We start from the raw sequence: 22,028 nt of genomic DNA, 5'->3' as shown, positions 1-22,028 counted from the left end.
TCTCAGGACTACCGACATGCAGGCAAACAACGGACCCGCTCAAGGCTGCGAATCGGCCTTCCCGGCCGCAGAATACGCAGCGCGCGTCGCGCGCACGCGTGAGGCGCTCGCTCGCGCCAACATCGACGCGATGGTGGTCACCGGCCCGGAAAACATCTTCTATCTGACCGGCCAGCAGACGCCCGGCTACTACACGTTCCAGGCGCTGGTGCTGCCCGTCGAGGGCGAGCCCGTTTTTGTGATCCGCCAGCTCGAATACTTCAACTTCATCGCCAACACTTTCATTGCCGACGCGCAGGTCTACGGCGACGGCGACAATCCAGTCGACGTGCTGGTGAACGTCATCCAGCAGAAAGGTCTTGCAGGCAAGCGCGTCGCCATCGACAAGCGCGGCTGGTTCCTGCCCATTTCCGTCTATGAGGCGCTGTGCGGCAAGCTCGGCACGCTTGCCGACGCTGCAGGCGTGATCGAGCAGTTGCGCGCGGTGAAGTCCGCGGCGGAGATCGACAAGATCGCCACGGCGGCGCGCTATGTCGATGCGGGGATGCGCGCGGGACTCGCCGCCGTCAAGCCGGGCGCGACGGAAAACACGCTGGTCGCCGCCATGATGGCGGCCGCGATCGACGCCGGTTCCGAGTACGTCGGGATGGAGCCGCTGGTGTCGGCCGGGCCGCGCACGGGCGTGCCGCACGGCACGTGGCGCCGCCGCGCCCTGGAACAGGATGCGCCCGCGTTCCTCGAAATGGCTGCGTGTCACGACCGCTATCACGCGGCGCTGATGCGTTCGGCCTGGATCGGCGCAGTGCGGCCGGAAGCGCTGGAGATGGAAAAGGTCTGCCAGGAAGCGTTGCAGGCCGCACTCGAGGCGATTCGTCCCGGCGCGCCTTGCGAAGCGCCGCACCTCGCCTGCCAGCGCGTGATCGATCGCGCGGGCTACACCGACAACTTCAAGAAGCGCACCGGCTACTCGATCGGCATTTCGTTCGCGCCGGACTGGGGTGAAGGTTCGATCCTGAGCATGTACACCGGCGTCATGACACCGCTGCAACCGGGCATGACGTTCCATATTCCGCCTGCGCTGCGCATCTACGGCGAATTCACGGTCGGCGTCAGCGAAACGGTGGTCGTAACCGAGACGGGCTACCGCGTGCTCGGCTCCATCGAACGTCCGTTGCTGCGCGTGGCCGCCTGAGCGCTCGTCATCCGAATCCAGAGGTCTACATGTCCTTTTCACAACTGGCGCCGCGCATGAGCCGCGTGCGCCCCTCGCCCACCGCGGCCATTTCCGACAAGGTGCGCGCGTTGCTGGCCGAGGGCAAGCCCGTCATCAATCTCGGTGAAGGCGAACTGCACTTCGACACGCCCGCGCACATCAAGCGCGCTGGCATCGCGGCAATCGAACGCGGCGACACCAAATACACAGCGGTAGCGGGCACGGCCGAACTGCTCGCAGCCATCGTCGACAAGTTCGCCCGTGAGAACGGCGTGCGCTACTCGAGCGATGAAGTGATCGCCGGAACGGGCGCGAAGCAACTGATCTTCAATGCGCTGCTCGCGACGATTGCGCCCGGCGACGAAGTGCTGATCTGCGCCCCGTACTGGGTGTCTTATCCCGACATGGTCGCGCTCGCGGACGGCAGCACGCGCGTGCTGCAAGGCTGCGCCGAACATGGCTGGAAATTGCAGCCCGAGGTGCTGCGCGAAGCGATCGGGCCGCGCACGCGCTGGGTCATTCTCAACTCGCCGAACAATCCGACCGGTGCCGTCTACACGCGCGACGAACTGCGTGCGCTCGCCGACGTGTTGCTCGAACACGAGCACGTGTTGCTGATGGCCGACGACATCTACGAGCATGTGCGCTACGGCGGGCCGTTTCATACGCCGGTACAGGTCGAGCCGCGTTTGCACGAACGCACGCTGACGGTCAACGGCGTGTCGAAGGTGTATTCGATGACGGGCTGGCGCATCGGCTATGCAGGCGGCCCCGACTGGCTGATCCGCGCGATGCAGACGCTGCAATCGCAAAGCACCTCGAATCCGAGCACGATTTCGCAGGCCGCGGCGCTTGCGGCGCTGGACGGCGGCACGGACTTCCTCGTCGAGTGGCTCGCCGAACTGCGCGTGTGCCGCGACCTCGTGGTCGAAACCGTCGCACGTTGTCCTGGCCTGCGCTGCGAAGCGGCTGACGGCGCGTTCTATGCGTTCGTCGATTGCTCGGGGGCGATCGGTGCGACCACGCCGCGCGGCGACACGATCGCCACCGACCTGGACTTTGCCAACTACCTGCTCGAAGTCGCGCACGTGGGCGTCGTGCACGGCAGCGCGTTCGGCCTCGGCAACCACGTTCGCATCGCCTACGCCGTGCCGCTGCCGACATTGCAGGACGCGTGCCGCCGCATCGCGGCCGCGTGCGCAGCGTTGACGCTCGCGTCCGTGCCGGCGGAAGTCGGCGAAGATTGACGCCTCGGTGCGGCGACGCGCTCCTGCAGCGCGCCGGCCGCGTCACAGCATGTTGACGACATGGGAGTGCCCCCGGTGCTATACCTCGTTGAAGACTCGGCGCACCTGCCGGCACAATACGGCGCACTCGCGGCTCTGCTGGCCGACTCGCTCGACTCCGTCCTGATGCATCCCGCCACGCGGTTCGACGAGCAGCGTTATCCCGACGCCGTGCAGCATGTGACGGCGGACGGAAGGCTCGTCGTCAGTGGTCTGGTGTGGCGGCAGCGCACGGGACGACCCGACGCCGCCGGTTTCTCCCATGCTGCGGAGCTCGTTGCCGCCGCGCAGACGCGCGACGTCGTGGTGCCCGTTCATCCGTGCCATGCTGACGGCGACGCGTTTTCCGCCGCGGCGCTGCGCGAATTTGCTGGGCATCAGGGTGTCGCTGTGCGCGTACTGCAAGTGGTTCGTGAAGCCGGCAGCGCCAGCATCGTCGAAAGCGATGGCGCCGCGCGACGCATCGTGCTCGACACCGTTCAGGACCGCTATGGGCGATTGGAATGTACTCACGCTCACACTCACGCACGGCACGAAAGACCACAGATCACGCGTGACCTCACGCGCCTGAAAATCGCGCTGGTCGGACGCGAATGCGAGCAGCGCGAACAGTATCCGGCGACACTCGCCGCTCTGGGCGATACCGCCGATGCACTCCAGTTCGATCTCGACGTGCATTTCATCGCGGCGCAAGACATCGACGATGCCCGCGCCGCCGAACTGCTCGATAGCGCGGACGGTATCGTGCTGCCCGGCGGCAGCGACATGTCGCGCGTCGCCGGCCAGGTCGCCACTGCGCGATTCGGCTGGCTTGCAGCGCGTCCTCTGGTCGGGTTATGTCTCGGCATGCAGTCGATGGCGACGGCCATCGCGAGACTCGCGCTCGGCACGAACGAGATCGGCATGATGGAAGCACAACCGGACGCGCGGATCGCGAGCTTCGTGCCCGTCGGCGTGAACGACGATGGAAGCCTCGCGCATCGGCTCGGCTCGCAGCCTGTCGTGACCGCTCGCGATTCGCGCATCGCGAGCCTGCTCGGTGCGCACGCGAGCGTCCGTTGCAATCATCGTTACCGGTTGAATCCGGAACTCGAAGAGCCGCTCGCCATGATGGGCGTGACGGTCAGCGCGCGCGATGAAAGCGGGCTGATCGCGGATGCGATCGAAAGCCGCACACATCCGTTTTTCGTCGGCATGCAAGGGCATCCGGAACTGTCGTCGCGGCGCGACAACCCGCATCCGCTGCTCGTTGCCTTTCTCGAAGCAACGGCGCAGGCTCGGCGCATCGCAAGTTAGGTGTGCGTCGGCAACGCTAATACCCGCACTTCGCCTGGCTGCCCGGCGCAGACTCATCTCCGCGCCGGGCAACAAGTGCGCGCATCAAATCAACTTCATCGTGCAGCGCTAATCGCCGACGCAAACAGCGCCGCATCGACGTTGCCGCCCGAGGCGACGATCAGCACACGTTTGCCGCGCAGCGCCGACGCCTTCGGGTCGGCCATCATGCCCGCCAGCGCGACCGCCCCGCCCGGTTCGACCACGACACGAAACGTCTCGAAGCAGAACGCCATCGCCCGTCGTACCGCGTCGTCGTCGGCGGCCAGCACGCCGGCGAGGCGCTCGCCGTTGATCGAGAACGGCAATTCAGCCGGCACGGGCGCGAGCAGCGCATCGCAGATCGACGCGCGACCCGCCGGATTGGTCTCGCGCTGCCCCGACGCCAGCGAACGGCGCGTATCGTCGAAGTCGGCGGGTTCGGCGGCCCACACTTCGGCGCGCGACTGCGCCGCCTCGACGGCAAGACAGGTTCCGGCCGCGAGGCCACCGCCGCCGCACGGCACGACGATCGCGTCCAGCGCGTCAGCACCGAAGCGCTCGAGCGCCTCGAGCGCCACCGTGCCCTGCCCGGCGATCACGTGATGATGATCGCCCGGCGGTACGACCGCGAAGCGCCCTTGACGCGACAGTTCAGCCGCCACTTCCTCGCGGCTTTGACGCTCGCGGTCGTAGCGCACGATGCGCGCACCCGCCTTGCGTGCCTTTTCGACCTTGTTTTCAGGCGCATTCGACGGCATCACCACCGTGGTCGGAATGCCGAGCATGCGTCCGACGGTCGCGATGGCCTGCCCATGATTGCCCGTCGAGTACGCGACGACGCCATCGGGACAGGTGCTGCGATCGAGCCGCGACAGGCAGTTGTAGGCGCCGCGAAACTTGAACGCGCCGGTATGTTGCAGCGATTCGAGCTTGACGAACACTTGCGCGCCCGTCATCTCGTCGAGCAGATCGGAACGCACGATGGGCGTATCGACGGCCACCTTATGCAAGCGCACCGCCGCGTCCGATACGTCTTTGGCAACGGGCGTTTGAAATGACAACATGTTGGAGTCCTTGAAGTTCAGCCGGCCAGCCGGTCACGGTCCGGCCGTATTGCAGATCCGCGATCAGAACCGGTGGCGCAAGCCGACGGTCACGATGGTCTGCGTACTGGTGCCGTCCACGCCGTAAGACGAAATCGTCGCGCGCGCTTCCTGCAGGCCGCCCGACGTGGTGCGCTGTGCGCCGCTCGCGCGCTGGAATGCGGCGGTTGCATACACGTCAGTCAGCTTCGACAGGTTGTAGAACGTGCCCGCGCTCACCTGGTTGTAGTGTGCGGACGCATCGCCGCTCGCCGACGTGTACACGTAACCGACGCCAAAACGCAGTGCCGGACTGACGCGATAGAAGCCATACACGCGCCCCGTGTTGAAGCGCTCCGTATTCTTGAAAGTCGATTCGCCGTCGGCGGTGTAACGCGCGTTGCTGTAGCCCGTGCCGAGCGTGAACGCACCAAGCTGATACTGCGCCGCGAGTTGTGCGATGCCGAGCACGTGCGCGCTCTGATACGCGGCATTGATCGAACCGCCTTCGAATAGCGCGTCGGTGGTCGCGCTGGTCCAGCTTGCGCGCTTGCCCGTCGTGCTGTTTGCGTTGGCGGCCTGGAAATAGCCCGCGCCGAGCTTCAGCGGACCGTTCCCGTACGACGCGGCCGTGCTGAACGTATAGCCCTGCCCGATCGACCCCGCGACGCCGCCGGGCGCAACAAGCGCTTCGAACTGCAGGCCAGACACACTCGGCGACGTGTACTTCACGGCGTTCGACACGCGCGCGCTGAAGTCGTTGTTGTCGACGTCGCCCGGCGTCGCGAACGGCACGCTGCCGCCCGTGCCGTCCGCCGTCAGCGGCTGCACCAGATCGACGATCGGGTCGTACATGCGGCCCGCGACCACGGTGCCCCAGCGCTCGCTCGACAAGCCGACGAACGATTGCCGGCCGAATTCGCGGCTGCTTTGCAGCATCTTGCCCGTGCCGATCGCGAAACCCGATTCGAGCTGGAAGATCGCCTTCAAACCGTCGCCGATATCTTCCGCGCCCCTGAGGCCCCACCGGTTGCCGGACAGACCGCCGCTCAGCAGACTGTAGCGGTCGCCGCTCGCGGTTTTGAGGTAGCTGATCCCCGCGTCGACGATACCGTAAAGCGTGACGCTGCTCTGTGCGTGTGCGGTGGTTACGCCGGCCAGTCCAAAGGCGACGCCAGCGATGGCAAGTTTCGTTGTTTTCATTTGTTCTACTGAAGAGTCTATAAAAAATATTGTGCGTAAAAACCGACTGAACGTATCACTCCGTGCTTGCCCGCTTTTCCCGATCCAGCGCGAACCGCACGATGCGAAAAGGCGAACACGCCCCTTCGAGACGGCGTTGCCGCCCCGAATGTCCGTCAGCCAATGGAATGTGTGCCGCCGCGAGATTGCGCCGTGCGCCGCAATCTCGCGGCGCCGGCGCAAACGGCAGCGATGCGGCCTGTCAGTTCGCCTTCGCCGTCGATGCGAGTGCATCGAAGATCGACACGGATGCCGGCAGCTTCCACTTGTCGATCAACTGGCCATAGGTGCCTTGCGCAACCACTTTCGCCAGCGCATCCTTCAGCGCGGCCGCCATGGCCGTGTCGCCCTTCGGCACGGCAAAGCCGATGCTGGTGGTCTGCTCGAACTCGGGACCGACCGCCTGATACGTGTTGGGCACTTCCGTGAGCAACTGCACGGTGCCGGGCGTCGAGTTGTAGATAGCGTCCGCGCGGCCCTGGCGCAAACTCAGCGCGGCGTCCTGCGCGGTCGGCAACGTCATGATGTTCGGGCTCGGCTTGCCCGACGATATGCAGCGCTTCGCATCGGCGCGCGCGTAGGTCTCCTCGATGCCGCCGAGCGTCACCGCAACGCTCTTGCCGCAGAGCGTATCGTCGCGTCCCGTGATCTTCGCCGGATTCGACGCCTGCACGATGATGCGGTCGCCGATCCGCAGATACGGCACGAAGTCGACCTGCGCGCTACGCGCCGGCGTGATGTACATCGCCGAATTGATCATGTCCAGACGGCCGCCTTGCAGCGCCGGAATCAACCCGCTGAACTGCATGTTCTGCGCGTCGGGCGCGAGGTTCATCTGCTTGGCGACGGCGTTGATCAGGTCGATGTCGAAACCGGTCAAGGCGCCGTTGCGCGTGAATTCGAACGGCGCGAAGGTCGCCGCGACGCCGTAAGTCAGCTTGCCGGCGTCGACGGTTTTCAGCGGTTCGGCTGCCTGCGTGGGGATCGTGGAGATGAAGGAAAGCGCTGCCGAAGCGGCGAGCGCGCGCAATGCAAAGCGAAGGTCCATGGTGATTCCTGCGGAAGTGAACGAGTGTTTTGCTTGAGTTGTACAAATTTATACAAATTCGAAAATTACGCGTCAAGCAGGAATTAAACAAATTCGCAGGATTTCTCGATGATGCTCGCCGTTACATGCCGCGCTTGCCTCACACGTTTTGTATTTTTTAACGCATGTTGTACATGCGATGCACAGATCGCCGAACAATCCGCTGATCGGCTGCCGCGCTAACGCACGTCGATTACGCACGTCAATTGCGCGGACGGGCAAGCGCCTCCACCAGAACGCGGATCATGCTCGGCCGGTCCGCATCCGCAGGTGCGACCAGCACGATCTCACGTTGCCAGGCCGCGCCCGGCAGCGGCGTCATCCGGCAATCGGCCGAGAAGCGCTCGATGCCCGACCATTTCGGCACCAGACCCACGCCCATACCGTCCGCGACCAGCATCACGATCGCTTCCAGCGCGTCGAGATCGCACAGCACCGTCGGCTCGATGCCGTGCTCGGCGAGCCAGCCGGCCGCGTGCCGGCCGCCCCACGAGTTCGGGTCGTAGCGGATATAGGGTTGCGTGCCGAGCAGCTTCGTCGCGCTGCCGCGCACGTTTTTCGCGGCCAGCAACACCAGCGGTTCGATGCGCAACGACACCGCGCGCATCGTTTTCGGCAACGCGAACGGCGGCGCGACGACGATCGCCGCGTCGAGTTCGCCCGCTTGCAGCGCCTGATAGAGGCTCTTCGAAGTACCCGGCACAATCACAGGCCGGCCATTCGGCGCCTGGCGCGTGAACTCGCGCAACGCAGCGGGCAGCATGCCTGTCAGCGCCGTCGAAATCGCACCGACCTTGAGCGTGCCGCTCAGGCCGTCGCGATCCGCATCGCCGCGCAACAGCGACGCCTCGCGCACCAGCCGCCGCGCCCGCGGTAGCAGCGCGAGACAGGCCTCGGTCGGCTGCGCCTTATAGCCGTTGCGCGACAACAGGGCAAAACCCAATTCGCGCTCGAGCACCTGCAGGCGCTGGCCGATGGCGGCGGCCGTCAGATGCTCGAGGCGCGCGGCATCGGCGATCGAACCGCTGTCGATCACGGCGATCAGGCTTTTCAGGAAGCGCGTATCCAAAAGAAAACCTTTTGTTCTAAAAATAAATCCATGCTATCTCTTTTGATTAGCCGCTGCTAGGCTGACGTTCATCTAACCCTTGCGGCACAGGAGTCAGCATGCACACCGCCTTCCATCTCGCGTACCACGTGCGCGATCTCGACGAATCGCGCGCGTTCTACGGCGGCGTTCTCGGTTGCAGCGAAGGCCGCAGCACCGATACGTGGGTCGACTTCGATTTCTTCGGCCATCAGATCTCGCTGCATCTGGGCGAACCGTTTCCGGTGACCAACACGGGCCGCGTCGGCGATCAAATGGTCCCGATGCCGCATCTCGGCCTCGTGATGGAGATGGCCGACTGGCGCGCACTCGCCGAGCGGATGCGCGCTCACGGCATCGAATTCGTGATTCCGCCGAGCCTGCGTTTCGAGGGCCAGCCCGGCGAACAGGCCACGATGTTCTTCCTCGACCCGAGCGGCAACCCGATCGAAATCAAGGGTTTCGCCAACCTCGGCAAGGTGTACGCGAAGTGAAACCCGCACTGCCTTTCATCGCCAATCCCGACTATCCGTTCGCTTCACAATGGATCGACGCGCTGCAACGCGCGATGCCCGACGAGCAGATCGTGCCGCTCGACGCGCTGGATGCGCAGGCGCGCGCGGCGTGCAAGGTCGCCATCGTCGCGAATCCGCGTCCGGAAGATCTGCGCACGCTGCCCGCGTTGACGTGGGTGCATAGCGTGTGGGCGGGCGTCGAGCGGCTGGTGGGCGATCTCGCGGATACCAACCTGAAAATCGTCCGGCTGGTCGATCCGCAACTCGCCGATACGATGGCGGAGGCCGTGCTGGCCTGGACGCTCTACCTGCATCGCGACATGCCGCGCTATGCCGCGCAGCAGACGCAGCGCCGCTGGCAGGCGCACGACTATGTGCGCCCGCAACAGAAAACAGTGGGGCTGCTGGGACTCGGCGCGCTAGGCGAAGCGGCCGCGCGCCGCCTGCTGGATGCCGGTTTCAGCGTATGCGGATGGAGCCGGTCGCCCAAGGCGATCGAAGGCGTCGATTGTCATGCGGGCGATGCGGAACTGCCCGCCATGCTGGGCAAATGCCATATCCTCGTGTGCCTGCTGCCGCTCACGCCGCAGACAACAGGACTGCTGAACGGGAAGACACTGGCCTTTCTGCGCGACGGCGCATCGCTGATCAATTTCGCACGCGGGCCGATCGTGGACGACGCAGCGCTCAGGAATGCGCTGGATCGCGCGGCGCTCGGGCACGCGGTGCTCGACGTCTTCGCCACCGAACCGTTGCCCGACGATAGCTGGCACTGGGCGCATCCGCGCGTGACGGTCCTGCCGCACATCTCCGCACCGACCGACCGCGCCACGGCTTCGTCGATCGTCGCGGACAATATCCGCCGTTATCGCGAGAGCGGCGCGATTCCGCCTTGTGTCGCTCTCGCACGCGGATACTGATTGGGTTGCACTGAAATCGAAGGCGCTGATGGCGTGGACGCAAGGTGCGTCACGATCTTGTCTCACGCCAACCGCTGGACATCAGCGCCTCGCGGCCATGCAGCCTTCGACGGTTGGCGCTATTCTCTTCGCGGAATAAAACCGGGACTCCCCGTCTTCACGACTTCGTTGAACCTCTGCCTGATCTGAATCCGGTTGATCTCGTCGAACGCGTCTGCAGGGAGTGCCGAGAGGTTGAAATTCTCACGCGCACGGGCCAGCGTCTTGGGCGTCGTGAGCAAAGCCGTGCCACGCTGCACCGCCCAGGCGAGCAGCACTTGCGCCGGCGTCTTGCCGACCCGCGCGGCAATCTGCGAAATGACTGGGTCTTCGAGCGGCCCGGGTCTTATTCCGTGACCCAGTGGCGCAAAAGCCAAAAACACAATCCCTTTCTCGTTGCAGAATTCCAGAAGCTCTGTTTCGGGAAGATAGGGATGCGCCTCGACCTGGACGACGGCCGGCTTGATTCTCGCTGATTCATAGAGAGGCTGGAGTTCGTTCAGGCCGATGTCGGACAGTCCGATGGCGCGGCACCGCCTATCGTCGACGAGGCCTTCCATTGCCCGCCACGTGTCGAGCAACGTCACGCCCTGGTCGTAGAGGACATTGCCTTCTGCGTCGCGCGGATCCTGTTCATCTCCCGCTTGAAATGCGAACGGCGTATGAATCAGATAAAGATCCAGGTAGTCGAGCCTCAGCCTTTCACGACTTGCGTCGCAAGCCGGGCCGACTCGCTCGGGCCGATGATTCGAGTTCCATAGCTTGGTGGTCACAAAAATTTCTTCGCGCGCGATGCCTCCGGTCGCAAGTCCCTCGTGCAGGGCTTCGCCCACCTCACGTTCGTTTCGATAGCGCTCGGCACAATCGAAGTGCCGATAGCCGGCTTCCAGGGCACCCCTGGTGGCGCTCAAAGTCGTGGCCGCATCTGGAATCAGCGTGCCAAATCCGATCGCGGGCATCGCTCCGCCACCGTGATTTAGCCGCATTTTCCGCAACCGAAAATCCGCAAGCTCATTCATGACGACATCTCCGCACCATGTCGTGCCGCGATAGCTCAGTCACTGAACACGCAGGCTCAGGCTGGGACTTTCAGCATAGGATAATTTTCGGGGAGGGCTGGGCATTTCGCGCTGGCACTCTTCTTTCCTGCGGCGGTGGCAGACGTAGGCTGATGCCCAGCAACGGTGCGTATCACCGGTTCGTTGCGACTCCGCGGACGACGTGAAGAAAGCTCGCGGCGGTTCATCAAAAGAACAGCAGCGCACGCAGTTCAATACTGCGGCGCGGCGGCGCATCGGCCGGCGAGGTGGGATCGTCGAATGCGGTGTGCGCGCTTAGACGCGCCACGCCGTCACCGGCCGAATCGTAAATCTTCAGCAGCAGGAATTCATCCGGCGTCATGTTGGGAAAGTAATACCAACGGTGCCGCGGATTGAAAACCAGCGCATACGTCTCGCCTACCTTGTCGGGATAGACGAGGTCCGACGCCACCAGATCGTTGAGCGCAATACTGCGCGAATCGCACAGTGCGAGCGGCGACGCTTGTACCGCTGCGCCGATCGGACGCCACAGGTTGACGATCGCGACGCGCCCCTGCAGCAGTTGCTCGGCTTCGTCTCGCGGTAAATGGTCACGCACCCGGCGTGGCCCCGATACGAACGTCTGATCGTTATGGATGTACTTGACGGGCTCCCTGACACCGTCAGCTCGAACCGGTCTGCCGTCGCGCAACGTATGATCGAACACCACCACCCGCCTCGCTCCAGTGGCCTCTCTGAGCAGCGCATCGGCTTCGGGATAGTAGACGGATTCGATCTTCGCCGGATCGGAGAAATCGGTCAGCGTGCTCGCCCGGCGATGCAGTTCGAAACCGTTCCTGTCGAGTGACAATGCGCCCGGCGGCGGGACAACGCGCGCATTTGAAATCGTCACCCGGTGCGGCCTGTACATGCCGCTGCGCTTCGGCACGCCGGGTGGCGGCTCGTACTGATACGACACCGGTTTCTCGCCGGTGAACTCGAGGTAGTTCAGCTCGGCCTCGATCGTCCTGACCGACACTGGCCTGTCGATGACAATATCGCTCATGTCGCGGTCCTCTTCGCTTCAAAACGTTTCGCTGAACGGCCGCAGATCGATTTCCTGCGACCACGCGCTGCGCCCCTGCTGATGGAGATGCCAATAGGCATCGGCGATCTCAGCCGGCTGGAGCAAACCATCCGCTCCGCGCTCGGCAACGCGCTGCGGAGCGGAGGTACGCAGGCGCTCGCCGTCGATGCCGCCATCGATCACCACATGCGCAACATGAATGTTGCGCGGCCCGAACTCGCGCGCGAGGCTCTGCGCGAGCGAGCGCAAACCCGCTTTGGCAGAAGCGAACGCCGCAAATGGCGGACGGCCGCGCAGCGACGCTGTCGCGCCCGTGAACAACAACGAACCGCTGCCTGCGGCCAGCAGGGGCGGCAGCGCCGCCTGCGCAAACAGGAAGCCGCCGAGGGTCGACACGCGCCACGCGGCTTCGAACTGCTCGGCGCTCAGTTCGAGCGTGGGCGCGCGCGTCGCGTTGCCGGCGTTGAAAATCGCCGCTTCGAGCGTGCCGGACTCAGTGAGTTGCCGCGCGATTGCAGCCAGATCGCGCTCGCTGGTGACGTCTCCCGGTAAGGCGAGTGCATGACCGCCCGCCGCGCGAATTTCATCGGCGATTGCCTCCAGCCGCTCGCGCGAGCGGCCGGTCACGGCGACACGCAAGCCCTCATGAGCAAAACGGCGCGCGAGCGCCGCCCCCAGTCCAGCGCTCGCGCCTACACCGGCAATCCACGCGAGGCGCGTGGGCTGCTGGGGTTTCAGGGTCACCTCGGTCATTGCGTTCTCCTTTGCATCGTCGCGGCTCGTGAGCCGAAAACGAGTGTCATTCTGGTGGAATATCGAGCGGTACGACAAACATGCCAGCGGTGTATTCCATGTGGAAATAGCCGCAACGCGCGTAAGCGGCAATCCGTTCGTGCCGCTCGGGCGATTGGGAACCGTGGGCCGCTGCCGAGGACTCCTCTGAGGATCGATCCCGCGTGACAGGCGTGTGTTTCGACAATTGCTTCTGCAGGCTTCGCACGGGATGCCGAAGTCCGCCCCAGATATGCGTCGCTGAAAGTGTGGCCATACGACCTCCGTCGATTCATCCCTATACCTATGAATCTAGTGAGCCGGATAGCCAAGTGCAAAGAAGTATTTGTGGATTGGTTTTCGGAAAGCGGATCAATTCCTGCATTGGCAATGCGGACAATCTCCTGGTTCGCCGCCGCTTAGAGCCGCCCGGGCCGGGGATCCGGCACGAATCCGTCGCGGTTAGGCATTTTCACCGCCGGCAAAGAGCGTGCGTCCAGCCGGGTATCCGCGGGCACGACACCGTTCTGATTGAGCAGGAACGCGCAAACGGCGTATACGTCGGCGGCGGAAAGCGACTCCGGCGCGTTGTATGGCATGGCCCGGCGGATGTAGTCGAACAGTGTGGTGGCGTAGGGCCAGTAGCTGCCGACCGTGCGCTTCGGTTTCGCGCTCGCGAGCGTGCCCTGTCCACCGATCAGCGCGTCGCCGATCAGACCCTGCCCCTGCGCACCGTGGCATGCGGCGCACTGGCCCGCAAAGATGCGCGCACCCGTGGCGACGTCACCACTGCCCGCGGGCAAGCCACGGCCATCGGGCGCAACGTCGATGTTCCACGCCGCAACGTCTTGCTCCGGCACGGGGGTGCCGATGCCGTAAGCCGCGTATGCGCTCGGCACCAGCGAACTCGCGACGATCGCCACGACAGCGATGCCGGCCGCCACCCTATGTCTGAAGAAACTAGGCATTGCGCACCTCGCCCGTCGCGTCGATACGCCATTGCTGGATCGCGTTGTAATGGTATTGCGAATTCAGGCCGCGCGCGGCGACCAGCGCCTCGCGGGTGGGCTGCATATAACCGGTCGAATCTGTGGCGCGCGACAGGATCGCCGCAGGCCCGCCTTGCCAGAACCAGTCCGCCTGAAAGCGCGTCAACGCGCGATCGCGCGGTGTCCCGTCGAGGCGTGCAGCTTGCCATGTTGCGCCCGCATCCGTCGATACCTCGACCTTGCGAATCGCGCCGCGGCCCGACCAGGCAAGACCGGTAATCGGGTAATAGCCTTGCGTGCTCAGACGGTGCCCAGGCGAAGGCCTCGTGATCACCGACTTCGCATCCATTTCGAAGGCAAACTGCCTGGCGGTGCCGTTCGCCATCAGGCTCGTGTATCTGGAGGTTTCCTCGCGCGTTTGCAAAGGCGCATCGACGAACTTCAGGCGGCGCAGCCATTTGACATTGGTGTTGCCTTCGAAGCCCGGCACAATCAGACGCAACGGATAGCCGTTCTCCGGACGCAGTCGCTCGCCGTTCTGGGCATAGACGACCAGCGCGCGCTCGAGAATACGCTCGAGCGGCAGACTGCGCGTCATCGCGGCGGCATCCGCGCCTTCCGCGAGCACCCAGCCGCCGCCTGGCGTCGACATCGAGAGGCCGCCGACCTCCTCCAGCAAGGTCGAAAGCCGCACTCCCGTCCATTCGCAACATGAGAGCAAACCGTGCGTCAGTTGCACCGGCTGGCCGCTCGGTCCATTCCATTCGCTGCCGGTATTGCCGGAGCATTCGATGAAATGAATCCGCGATTCAGCCGGGAGCCGCACCAGATCATTCATCGTGAACCGTTTCGGCTCGCGCACCAGGCCGTGCAGCACGAGACTGTGCCGGTCGGGATCGATATCCGGCACGCCGTTGTGATGCCGCTCGTAGACGAGCCCATTCGGCGTGATCGTGCCGTACAGGTCCGCTAGTGGCGTCATCGACGAAGCGCTCCCGGGCAGTGGCCAAGCTCGTGCGCTGCGCCGCACGACGTCGGCCTCGTGCGGCGAGGGCACGCCGTAAGGATGCGCGAGTATCGGTGCGCCGGGCGTGCGGCTCCACGGCGCGACGTCGAGCGGCTCCAGCACCGGGTTGGCAGCGCCGGCACGGCGCGTGGCCATCAGAGCGCCTGCCGCGAGCCCGCCCAGCATGCGTCGGCGGCTGCGCGAAGTGGGGCTGTCGGGTGAATTGTCACGAGTGTCTGTCATCAGCAGCATGCCGTCATGGACCAACTGATCATCCTAGCAACGGATGCGACAGCGGCAAAACGACCAATCGTGATATCGATCGCAGCCAATCTGTTGAGCGTATCCCGACGAATCCCTTTCGAGCCTTGCCCATCACCTGGCGCGAAGACGGCAACGCCGCCACCAAAAACACCAGCGGCAATATACATAGCTCAAATCCTTTCTTGTCCTGACTAGTTTCGTCGACAAGAATGTCTGTTCCCGAGCCTGGCGACGTCCCTCCAAAATCGCCGGCGCAACGAATGACGCCCCGGCGCGCCCTTCCCTTTGGTCCCACCCGAATCGATGCGATATCTTCGTTTGCTCAAGTCAGTCCTCGCGGCCACCGTGCTTTCGCTGGCGGCCATGCACGCTTACGCCGACAAACCCTCCGTGATCCGGATTGGCGTGGCGCAACAAGGCGCCGGCGACCCGCCGACCTTTGGCGGCTCGCCGGCGGCCACAGTGCAATTGCAGCAGTTGCTGGAAAAGGAGTTCGCTCCCGACGGCATCAAGATCGAATGGCTGTTTTTCAAGGGCGCGGGGCCGGCCGTCAATGAGGCCATTGCCGACAAGTCGCTCGACTTCGCGTTCCAAGGCGATTTGCCGGCGGTATTGGCGCGCGCCAATGGTTTGAAGACGCGCATCGTACTCGAATCGGGCGTACGGGTTGGCGTGAAGGTTGCGGTGCCGCCGGACTCCGACATCCGCTCGATCAAGGACCTGACCGGCCACCGCGTGTCGATCTTTCGCGGCACCAACCTGCAGCTCGTCGCCGACAACGCGCTCGCGGCCAACCACCTCGACGAGCGTGACCTTCATGTGATCAATCTCGATACCAGCAGCGCGCTGGCGGCCCTCGCCTCCAAAGGCATCGACGCAGCGGTCAACGACTATCACCTGTACAAGCTGCGCGATCAGGGTCTCGCGAAAATCATCTACGAATCGCAAAACGACGGACCTCAATTCACCCGGCAGTCGCATCTGCTGGTGCTCGACGATTTCGACCGCGCGCATCCGGACATCGTGCAGCGCGTCGTGACCAGCTTCGTCAAAGGCGCGCAATGGTCGTCCGATGAAGCGAACCGCGACGCCCTGTTCAAGCTGTGGGCAAAAAGCGGCGTCCCGTTCGCGTCCTGGCAAGCCGAGTTTGCCAACCAGACCTTGAAGGAGCGCAACTCGCCGCTGATCGATCCGTTCATCGTCGCGCGCTACAAGACGGTCGCACAGGATGCGCTCAAGCTCAAACTGATCCGCCAGCCCATCGACGTCGATAGCTGGTTCGAGCCCGGCTATCTCGACAACGCGCTGCGCACGCTCAATCTCGAACACTACTGGACGCGCTACGACCCGGCAGGCAAACCCATCGGCTAACGGAGCGCCACGATGAGCGAAACCGCGATCACTCTCACGGCGGAAGCCGGCGCTCAGACCAGTGCTGCTCAAGCCGGGCCGCACCGGCGGGAGCGTTTGCGTGCGGTGGCGTGGCATCTCGCACCTTGGCTGGTGCCGGCGCTGTTGTTCGGGTTATGGACGGCCGGTTGCGAGCGCGGCTGGATTCCTCCGCAGATTCTGCCGCCGCCCCAGCGCGTGTATGAGACCTTCATCGAGCTGGCGAGAAGCGGCGATCTTGCGTCCAATACGCTGATCAGCCTGCAGCGCGTGCTGATCGGCTTCGGCGTGGGAACCGTGCTCGGTTTTCTGATCGGCGCCGCGCTTGGCCTCTCGCGCACCCTGGAGGCCTACGTGCTGCCGAGTTTCAACGCGATCGTGCAGATTCCCGTGCTGGGCTGGCTGCCCTTCCTGCTCTTGCTGGTCGGCGTCGGCGAGCCGCTCAAGTACATCCTGATTGCGCACGCGGCGCTGGTCCCCGTCACGCTCAGTACCTTGCAAGGCTTCCGGCAAACGCCGGCCACGCTGGAAGAAGTGGTGTGCGTGTTCGCCTACAACCGCTGGCAACGGATTGCCTATGTGGTGCTGCCCGCCGCGGTGCCGACACTCGCCACCGGCGTGCGGCTCGCGTTCACCAAGGCATGGCTGGCGCTCGTGGTGGTGGAACTGGTCGCATCGTCGGAAGGGCTCGGCTATCTGATCGTGTACGGACGCCAGCTTTTCCAGCTCGATCTGGTGATGGCGTCGGTGGTCGTGGTCGGCGCCATCGGCCTCGCGATAAACAAGCTGCTCGATGCGCTCGAAGCGCGCTTACGGCGCGGCCAACCGTCCGCCTTTCGCGAGTGAGCCGCCTCGATCCCACTGGAGTCTGTCATGAGCCGAATCATCCGATCACTGTTGCTGCGGGCTGCGAGCACCAAACGGCAGGGGCCGCCGCCTTGCGATTGCGAATTGCCGGCGAGGTCGACAAGGGCGGCGAAACGTAAAGCCACGCCCAGCGAGCAGCCATCCAGTCCACAGCGGCGCCGCTTCGATCCGCGCGGCGCGCTGCTGCCGGTCATCGCTATCGCGCTGTGGTGGGCTATTTCAGAGGCTCATCTGGTCAAGAGCGGCTTGCTGGTCAGCCCCGGCCAGGTGCTCGAGACCGCCTGGCAGCAGATCGTCAGCGGGGCGCTGACGCGCGCGCTGTCCGCTTCGCTCGCACGTGAAGCGAGTGGTTTCGTCATCGGCACGGTGGGCGGACTGCTGCTGGGCAGCGTGCTCGGTCTCTCGCGTATTGCGGCCCGGCTGATTGGACCGAGTTTCGACACCTTCAAGCAGATCTCGCTGTTCGCATGGATTCCGCTGATCTCCGTGTGGTTCGGACTGGGCGACGCCGCGAAAATCGTCTTTCTGTCGCTTGCCGCCCTGCTGCCCGTCACCGCGCACACCTGCGACGGGATTCATGCGGTGCCGCGCGCCTACATCGAAGTCGCGCGCGCCTTCCGTTATACCAGGCTGCAAATGATCGGCTACGTGATTCTGCCGGCCGCGCTGCCGTCGATTTTCACCGGCATCTATCTCGCGTTGATCTATTCGTGGCTCGCCACGCTCGGCGCCGAGTATCTGCTGGTTGCGGGCAGCGGTATCGGCAACACGCTGGTCGACGGCAGCGAGCAGTTCCGCATGGATCTGGTGCTGTTCGGGATCATCGTCGTCGGCATCGCCGGCTGGGCGCTCAACGCAGCGGCACGCGCGGTAGAACGCGCCGTGCTGGCGCGGCGCCTCGCGGCTTCGAGCTAGGCCAGGCGCGAAGACAGCGCCACCATGTCACACAAAGGATCATCGTTCATGAGCACCACGCTTTCCGAGTCACTCGACATTCTTCACGTCAGCAAGCACTACGCGCAGCGTGGCGAGGCGCTCGCGGTACTCGACGACATCACGTTGCTGGTGCGGCCCGGCGAATTCGTCAGCGTGCTCGGCGCGAGCGGCTGCGGCAAGTCGACGTTGCTGCGGCTGATCGCCGGACTCGACAGCGATTACAGCGGCGAGATCCGGGTAGCCGGCGAGCGAGTGAGCAATACGTCGCTGGAACGCGGCATCGTCTTCCAGGACCATCGGTTGTTTCCGTGGCTAACCGCCTCGCAAAACATTCTCGCCGCGTTGCGCAATGCGCCGCTGTCAGCTAAAGAAAAACGTGAAGCGGTTGCCGAGCACATCGCACTGGTAGGACTGAACGGCTTCGAGAACGCCTATCCGCATCAACTCTCGGGCGGGATGGCGCAACGCGTGGCGATTGCGCGTGGCCTCGTCAACCGGCCTCGCGTGCTGCTGCTCGACGAGCCGTTCGGAGCGCTCGACGCCCTCACCCGCGCGCGCCTGCAGAACGAACTGCAACGGATCTGGGAACGCGAGCGCATCACCATGATCCTCGTGACGCACGACGTCGACGAGGCCATCTATCTGGGCGATCGTGTCGTCACGATGGCGCCGCGCCCTGGACGCATCAAGCGGATCGTCGAAGTCGCGCTGCCACGGCCACGCCAGCGCAGCGATGCGCGCTTCATCCGTTTGCGCGACGAGGTGCTCGCCGATTTTGCCGAGAACGGCGCCACCCTTCACGACGAAGCAGATGATGTGCCGCCCGGCGGCCAGCAGATTCCTGCGCCCTCGGCTACCCCGCCGATCACGCAATGGCGGCTCGCGTGGTGAACCTGCCTGCACCAAACGTTCACGCCTCAATCCCACCGAGCAAATTCAGAACCGAGTACGAAGGGCGCACGCTGCGCGACAACCCGGGCTTGCCGCGGCCGCAGAACCGTTACGCGCTGACAGCGGCGCCGGCGCGAGCCGCGTTTAGCTAAGAGAACGCGGCGGGGTCCTGCCGGATTTCCGGCAACCCGCCCCCGCCGCCTCACCGCCGCTAGGCAGACTCACGCAACGGCGTGCTGGAAACCGGCTTGCCCAACATGCCGGTTGACGGGGCGCCGCAGTCCCAGGTTCTCACGCAAGGTGCGGCCCTCGTATGCGCTGCGGAAGAGCCCACGTCGCCTGAGCTCGGGGATTACCAGTTCGACGAAATCGTCAAGCCCGGCCGGCAGCACCGGCGGCATGACGTTGAAGCCGTCAGCGCCACCTTTGACGAAACGTTCCTCCAGTTGATCGACGATCTGAGCTGGTGTGCCGACGAGTTGCCAATGCCCGCGGGCGCCCGCGACCCGCAGATAGAGTTGCCGGATCGTCAGGTTCTCGCGCCGGGCCAACTCCAGCGTCAACAACTGGCGGCTCTTGCTCGCGTTCGTCTCGGGCAATTCAGGGATCGGGCCATCCAATGGATAGCCGGACAGGTCGAAGCCTCCCGTAAGCCCGGACACTAGAGCGAGACCCACCTTCGGGTCGACGAGCGACTGCAACTGCTCGAACTTCTCGCGTGCCTCGCGCTCGCTACGGCCCACGATCGGAAATACTCCGGGCATGATTTTCAGGTCGTCGGGATGACGGCCATACTGAGCGAGGCGCCCCTTGACGTCCGTATAGAAATCGACGGCATCCTCGAGCGTCTGCTGCGCCGTAAAGATGACCTCGGCCGTGCGGGCCGCAAGGTCCCGGCCCGCCTCGGACGATCCGGCCTGCACCACAACCGGATGGCCTTGCGGCGAGCGTGCCACATTCAGCGGCCCCCTTACCTGGAAAAAACGCCCCTTATGATCGAGGACGTGACGCCGCGCCGGATCGAAGAAGCGCCCTTGCTCCTTGTCGCGCAGGAAAGCATCGTCCTCCCAACTATCCCACAAGCCGCTCACGACCTCCGCGAACTCGACCGCTCGTTCGTAGCGCTCCGCGTGCTCGAAGTGTTTATCGCGGTTGAAGTTTCTCGCCTCATGCTCGTTCGAAGACGTCACCAGGTTCCATCCGGCCCGCCCGCCGCTGATGTGGTCGAGCGACGCGAACTTCCGGGCGATGTGGTACGGCTCGTTGAAGCTGGTCGAGGCCGTGGCAACGAGCCCCACGTGCTCGGTGACCGCCGCCAGCGCCGACAGCAGGGTAATCGGTTCGAACTGCGCGACGTAACTATGCGCCGTGCGGCTGAGGAACTCCACGTTATCGCCGCGCGTGCCGGCCCCGTCGGCGAGAAACACCAGATCGAACTTCGCGGCTTCCGCAGTCTGGGCCAGTTGCACGTAGTGTCTGAAATTGACGCCGGCGTCGGCCTGCGCCTCGGGATGACGCCATGCTGCGATATGGTGCCCGGCAGGGTAGAGAAAGGCGCCGAGACGCAAATGGCCAGTGCGTTTGGTCATGGTAATGGACGAAGAAATTGAGGATTCGAGACGATGGTCCAGGCGCTCTTCTGCCACAGACGGCCGTTGTCGGGCCGCGCCAGACCGAAGTGTTCGCGCAGTGTGCGGCCTTCGTATTCGCTGCGAAAGATGCCGCGCTGCTGCAGGATCGGCACTACGCCATCCGCGAAGTCTTGCAAGCCGCCCGGCAGAACGTCGGGCATCAGGTTGAAGCCATCTGCCGCGCCGGCCTTGAACCAATGTTCGATGTCGTCCGCAATCTGCTCAGGTGTCCCGACGAGCACGCGATGTCCGCCCCCACCTGCCAGTGAACGGATCAACTCGCGCACCGTATAACCGTGCCGCCGCGCCTGGGCGATAGTCGCGTGAAAGAAAGTATGGTTGCCATTGCCGCCACCCGGCAGGGCAAGATTGTCAGGCAGCCGCTCGTCGAGTTTGAGCCTGTCAGCGGGAATACCAAGGGTACCGGCGAGACGCGTCAGGCTGTAGCTCCAGGGAATCAGATCGACCAGTTCGTCGCGCCGGCGCAAGGCTTCGCTTTCCGTGGCGCCGATAATCGTCGTCAAGCCGGCGAGGACTTTCACTGCGCTGCGCCCGTAGGCGGCTGCACGAGCCTTCAGTTCGCGCCCATACGCAAGCGATTCTTCGAACGACTGCGAGGCGGAAAACACCGCCTCGGCATGGCGTGCCGCGAGGTCGCGGCCATCCGCGGACGCCCCAGCCTGCACCAGCACCGGATGCCCCTGTGGCGAGCGCGGCAGATTCAGCGGCCCCTGAACGTCGAAATATTTGCCGTGGTGTGCGATGGGATGAATCTTGCCGGTGTCGACGAAATGCCCGTTGGCCTTGTCGCCAAGGAACGCGTCGTCTTCCCAGCTATCCCACAAGGCCTTGACCACCTCGGTGAACTCGGCCGCGCGGGCATAGCGCTCGGCGTGATCGGGCACCGCCTCGCGGCCGAAATTGCGCGCCGAACCCAGATCGGCGGTGGTGACAACGTTCCAGCCAGCGCGTCCTACGCTTACGTGGTCGAGCGTCGCGAAGCGGCGTGCGATGTTGTACGGCTCGTTGTAGCTGGTCGATGCAGTCCCGATCACGCCTATGCGCGAGGTGGCCGCTGCAATACTTGCCAGCAGCACTGTCGGCTCGAGCGCGGTAATCGGCCGAAAGCCGATCTGGTCGGCAATCGACGCGTTGTCGGCGAGGAACACCGCATCGAACCTGGCCGCCTCGGCAATCTGTGCGATGCGCACGTAATGAGCGACGTCGATGAACGCGTGCGGATCGGCCTGCCCGACTCGCCACGCCGACGGAACGAAGCCGGAATGCAGGATGTTGATGTTCAGATGCAACTGGCGTGGTGCGTAGCTCATGGGAAAGTCTCCGTGACGCGGTCATTCCTGCTCGCTTCGCGGAAGCGAAGCGAGCGCAG

The 22,028-nt window shown here is 64.4% G+C and carries 22 protein-coding genes; 9 read left to right on the top strand and 13 right to left on the bottom strand.

Annotated elements, in window-relative coordinates; translation table 11 throughout:
* Positions 1 to 16: 16 nt before the first annotated feature.
* Genes AC1ECK_RS07720 through AC1ECK_RS07710 form a run of 3 tightly spaced genes read left to right on the top strand, consistent with a single transcriptional unit; the run spans position 17 to position 3,795 of the window.
* Positions 17 to 1,192 (top strand): M24 family metallopeptidase, encoded by a 1,176-nt coding sequence (locus AC1ECK_RS07720; RefSeq protein WP_480317600.1) that lies wholly within the window; start codon positions 17 to 19, stop codon positions 1,190 to 1,192.
* Positions 1,193 to 1,221: 29 nt separating this feature from the next.
* Positions 1,222 to 2,460, top strand: coding sequence for a pyridoxal phosphate-dependent aminotransferase (locus tag AC1ECK_RS07715; RefSeq protein ID WP_480317598.1), 1,239 nt, complete (start codon positions 1,222 to 1,224; stop codon positions 2,458 to 2,460).
* 60 nt (positions 2,461 to 2,520) lie between these two features.
* The gene (locus AC1ECK_RS07710) at positions 2,521 to 3,795 is read left to right on the top strand and encodes a glutamine amidotransferase-related protein (protein WP_480317596.1); all 1,275 of its coding nucleotides are present in this window, start codon (positions 2,521 to 2,523) and stop codon (positions 3,793 to 3,795) included.
* A gap of 95 nt (positions 3,796 to 3,890) precedes the next feature.
* Here the strand turns inward: AC1ECK_RS07710 and AC1ECK_RS07705 are convergent, their stop codons facing one another.
* From AC1ECK_RS07705 to AC1ECK_RS07690, 4 genes are all read right to left on the bottom strand, one after another.
* Complete coding sequence (locus AC1ECK_RS07705; RefSeq protein ID WP_480317594.1) at positions 3,891 to 4,880, bottom strand: threonine ammonia-lyase; 990 nt, start codon at positions 4,878 to 4,880, stop codon at positions 3,891 to 3,893.
* A gap of 63 nt (positions 4,881 to 4,943) precedes the next feature.
* Positions 4,944 to 6,101: a porin gene (locus AC1ECK_RS07700; protein WP_480317592.1), complete on the bottom strand. Its 1,158-nt coding sequence runs from the start codon at positions 6,099 to 6,101 to the stop codon at positions 4,944 to 4,946.
* 241 nt (positions 6,102 to 6,342) lie between these two features.
* On the bottom strand, positions 6,343 to 7,188 hold the full coding sequence (locus tag AC1ECK_RS07695) for an ABC transporter substrate-binding protein (RefSeq protein ID WP_480317590.1): 846 nt from the start codon (positions 7,186 to 7,188) through the stop codon (positions 6,343 to 6,345).
* 241 nt (positions 7,189 to 7,429) lie between these two features.
* A complete protein-coding gene (locus AC1ECK_RS07690; protein WP_480317588.1) occupies positions 7,430 to 8,296 on the bottom strand; it encodes a LysR substrate-binding domain-containing protein in 867 nt (288 codons plus the stop codon).
* A gap of 98 nt (positions 8,297 to 8,394) precedes the next feature.
* On the opposite strand from AC1ECK_RS07690, the gene AC1ECK_RS07685 reads away from it, so the two are divergent.
* Together AC1ECK_RS07685 and AC1ECK_RS07680 are read left to right on the top strand one after the other, a co-directional pair.
* Positions 8,395 to 8,808: a VOC family protein gene (locus AC1ECK_RS07685; RefSeq protein WP_480317586.1), complete on the top strand. Its 414-nt coding sequence runs from the start codon at positions 8,395 to 8,397 to the stop codon at positions 8,806 to 8,808.
* Positions 8,805 to 9,749: a 2-hydroxyacid dehydrogenase gene (locus AC1ECK_RS07680; protein ID WP_480317584.1), complete on the top strand. Its 945-nt coding sequence runs from the start codon at positions 8,805 to 8,807 to the stop codon at positions 9,747 to 9,749. Before AC1ECK_RS07685 ends, AC1ECK_RS07680 begins: the two co-directional genes overlap by 4 nt.
* Before the next feature lie 119 nt (positions 9,750 to 9,868).
* Here the strand turns inward: AC1ECK_RS07680 and AC1ECK_RS07675 are convergent, their stop codons facing one another.
* The 7 genes from AC1ECK_RS07675 to AC1ECK_RS07645 all read right to left on the bottom strand — a co-directional run bounded on the left by AC1ECK_RS07675 (position 9,869) and on the right by AC1ECK_RS07645 (position 15,091).
* Positions 9,869 to 10,807, bottom strand: coding sequence for an aldo/keto reductase (locus AC1ECK_RS07675; RefSeq protein ID WP_480317582.1), 939 nt, complete (start codon positions 10,805 to 10,807; stop codon positions 9,869 to 9,871).
* A 226-nt stretch (positions 10,808 to 11,033) separates the two neighbouring features.
* Positions 11,034 to 11,873 (bottom strand): CmcJ/NvfI family oxidoreductase, encoded by an 840-nt coding sequence (locus tag AC1ECK_RS07670; RefSeq protein ID WP_480317580.1) that lies wholly within the window; start codon positions 11,871 to 11,873, stop codon positions 11,034 to 11,036.
* Positions 11,874 to 11,891: 18 nt separating this feature from the next.
* Positions 11,892 to 12,647, bottom strand: coding sequence for an SDR family NAD(P)-dependent oxidoreductase (locus AC1ECK_RS07665; RefSeq protein WP_480317578.1), 756 nt, complete (start codon positions 12,645 to 12,647; stop codon positions 11,892 to 11,894).
* A 46-nt stretch (positions 12,648 to 12,693) separates the two neighbouring features.
* Complete coding sequence (locus AC1ECK_RS07660) at positions 12,694 to 12,942, bottom strand: hypothetical protein (RefSeq protein WP_480317576.1); 249 nt, start codon at positions 12,940 to 12,942, stop codon at positions 12,694 to 12,696.
* Positions 12,943 to 13,084: 142 nt separating this feature from the next.
* The gene (locus AC1ECK_RS07655) at positions 13,085 to 13,633 is read right to left on the bottom strand and encodes a c-type cytochrome (protein ID WP_480317574.1); all 549 of its coding nucleotides are present in this window, start codon (positions 13,631 to 13,633) and stop codon (positions 13,085 to 13,087) included.
* Complete coding sequence (gene soxC / locus AC1ECK_RS07650; protein ID WP_480317572.1) at positions 13,626 to 14,903, bottom strand: sulfite dehydrogenase; 1,278 nt, start codon at positions 14,901 to 14,903, stop codon at positions 13,626 to 13,628. Before soxC ends, AC1ECK_RS07655 begins: the two co-directional genes overlap by 8 nt.
* Positions 14,903 to 15,091: a hypothetical protein gene (locus AC1ECK_RS07645; RefSeq protein WP_480317570.1), complete on the bottom strand. Its 189-nt coding sequence runs from the start codon at positions 15,089 to 15,091 to the stop codon at positions 14,903 to 14,905. The genes soxC and AC1ECK_RS07645 overlap by 1 nt, the downstream gene beginning before the upstream one ends.
* A 136-nt stretch (positions 15,092 to 15,227) precedes the next feature.
* On the opposite strand from AC1ECK_RS07645, the gene AC1ECK_RS07640 reads away from it, so the two are divergent.
* Genes AC1ECK_RS07640 through AC1ECK_RS07625 form a run of 4 tightly spaced genes read left to right on the top strand, consistent with a single transcriptional unit; the run spans position 15,228 to position 19,007 of the window.
* A complete protein-coding gene (locus AC1ECK_RS07640; RefSeq protein ID WP_480317568.1) occupies positions 15,228 to 16,295 on the top strand; it encodes an ABC transporter substrate-binding protein in 1,068 nt (355 codons plus the stop codon).
* Positions 16,296 to 16,307: 12 nt separating this feature from the next.
* Complete coding sequence (locus AC1ECK_RS07635; protein WP_480317566.1) at positions 16,308 to 17,159, top strand: ABC transporter permease; 852 nt, start codon at positions 16,308 to 16,310, stop codon at positions 17,157 to 17,159.
* Positions 17,160 to 17,186: 27 nt separating this feature from the next.
* Positions 17,187 to 18,095: an ABC transporter permease gene (locus AC1ECK_RS07630; RefSeq protein WP_480317564.1), complete on the top strand. Its 909-nt coding sequence runs from the start codon at positions 17,187 to 17,189 to the stop codon at positions 18,093 to 18,095.
* Between the two features lie 48 nt (positions 18,096 to 18,143).
* The gene (locus tag AC1ECK_RS07625; protein WP_480317562.1) at positions 18,144 to 19,007 is read left to right on the top strand and encodes an ABC transporter ATP-binding protein; all 864 of its coding nucleotides are present in this window, start codon (positions 18,144 to 18,146) and stop codon (positions 19,005 to 19,007) included.
* A 221-nt stretch (positions 19,008 to 19,228) separates the two neighbouring features.
* Here AC1ECK_RS07625 and AC1ECK_RS07620 read toward each other — a convergent pair whose 3' ends face one another.
* Positions 19,229 to 20,596 (bottom strand): LLM class flavin-dependent oxidoreductase, encoded by a 1,368-nt coding sequence (locus tag AC1ECK_RS07620; RefSeq protein ID WP_480317560.1) that lies wholly within the window; start codon positions 20,594 to 20,596, stop codon positions 19,229 to 19,231.
* A complete protein-coding gene (locus AC1ECK_RS07615) occupies positions 20,593 to 21,969 on the bottom strand; it encodes an LLM class flavin-dependent oxidoreductase (protein ID WP_480317558.1) in 1,377 nt (458 codons plus the stop codon). The genes AC1ECK_RS07620 and AC1ECK_RS07615 overlap by 4 nt, the downstream gene beginning before the upstream one ends.
* Between the last annotated feature and the right edge of the window lie 59 nt (positions 21,970 to 22,028).

It is taken from the genome of Paraburkholderia sp. SSBN10T (assembly GCF_056619545.1).
This window is presented reverse-complemented; position numbering and strand designations above follow the sequence as displayed.

Coding starts and splice junctions, on each gene's coding strand:
- AC1ECK_RS07720 (WP_480317600.1), top strand. CDS start 17: ATGCAGGCAAACAACGGACCCGCTCAAGGCTGCGAATCGGCCTTCCCG.
- AC1ECK_RS07715 (WP_480317598.1), top strand. CDS start 1,222: ATGTCCTTTTCACAACTGGCGCCGCGCATGAGCCGCGTGCGCCCCTCG.
- AC1ECK_RS07710 (WP_480317596.1), top strand. CDS start 2,521: ATGGGAGTGCCCCCGGTGCTATACCTCGTTGAAGACTCGGCGCACCTG.
- AC1ECK_RS07705 (WP_480317594.1), bottom strand. CDS start 4,880: ATGTTGTCATTTCAAACGCCCGTTGCCAAAGACGTATCGGACGCGGCG.
- AC1ECK_RS07700 (WP_480317592.1), bottom strand. CDS start 6,101: ATGAAAACAACGAAACTTGCCATCGCTGGCGTCGCCTTTGGACTGGCC.
- AC1ECK_RS07695 (WP_480317590.1), bottom strand. CDS start 7,188: ATGGACCTTCGCTTTGCATTGCGCGCGCTCGCCGCTTCGGCAGCGCTT.
- AC1ECK_RS07685 (WP_480317586.1), top strand. CDS start 8,395: ATGCACACCGCCTTCCATCTCGCGTACCACGTGCGCGATCTCGACGAA.
- AC1ECK_RS07675 (WP_480317582.1), bottom strand. CDS start 10,807: ATGAATGAGCTTGCGGATTTTCGGTTGCGGAAAATGCGGCTAAATCAC.
- AC1ECK_RS07670 (WP_480317580.1), bottom strand. CDS start 11,873: ATGAGCGATATTGTCATCGACAGGCCAGTGTCGGTCAGGACGATCGAG.
- AC1ECK_RS07665 (WP_480317578.1), bottom strand. CDS start 12,647: ATGACCGAGGTGACCCTGAAACCCCAGCAGCCCACGCGCCTCGCGTGG.
- AC1ECK_RS07660 (WP_480317576.1), bottom strand. CDS start 12,942: ATGGCCACACTTTCAGCGACGCATATCTGGGGCGGACTTCGGCATCCC.
- AC1ECK_RS07655 (WP_480317574.1), bottom strand. CDS start 13,633: ATGCCTAGTTTCTTCAGACATAGGGTGGCGGCCGGCATCGCTGTCGTG.
- soxC (WP_480317572.1), bottom strand. CDS start 14,903: ATGACAGACACTCGTGACAATTCACCCGACAGCCCCACTTCGCGCAGC.
- AC1ECK_RS07645 (WP_480317570.1), bottom strand. CDS start 15,091: ATGTATATTGCCGCTGGTGTTTTTGGTGGCGGCGTTGCCGTCTTCGCG.
- AC1ECK_RS07640 (WP_480317568.1), top strand. CDS start 15,228: ATGCGATATCTTCGTTTGCTCAAGTCAGTCCTCGCGGCCACCGTGCTT.
- AC1ECK_RS07635 (WP_480317566.1), top strand. CDS start 16,308: ATGAGCGAAACCGCGATCACTCTCACGGCGGAAGCCGGCGCTCAGACC.
- AC1ECK_RS07630 (WP_480317564.1), top strand. CDS start 17,187: ATGAGCCGAATCATCCGATCACTGTTGCTGCGGGCTGCGAGCACCAAA.
- AC1ECK_RS07625 (WP_480317562.1), top strand. CDS start 18,144: ATGAGCACCACGCTTTCCGAGTCACTCGACATTCTTCACGTCAGCAAG.
- AC1ECK_RS07620 (WP_480317560.1), bottom strand. CDS start 20,596: ATGACCAAACGCACTGGCCATTTGCGTCTCGGCGCCTTTCTCTACCCT.
- AC1ECK_RS07615 (WP_480317558.1), bottom strand. CDS start 21,969: ATGAGCTACGCACCACGCCAGTTGCATCTGAACATCAACATCCTGCAT.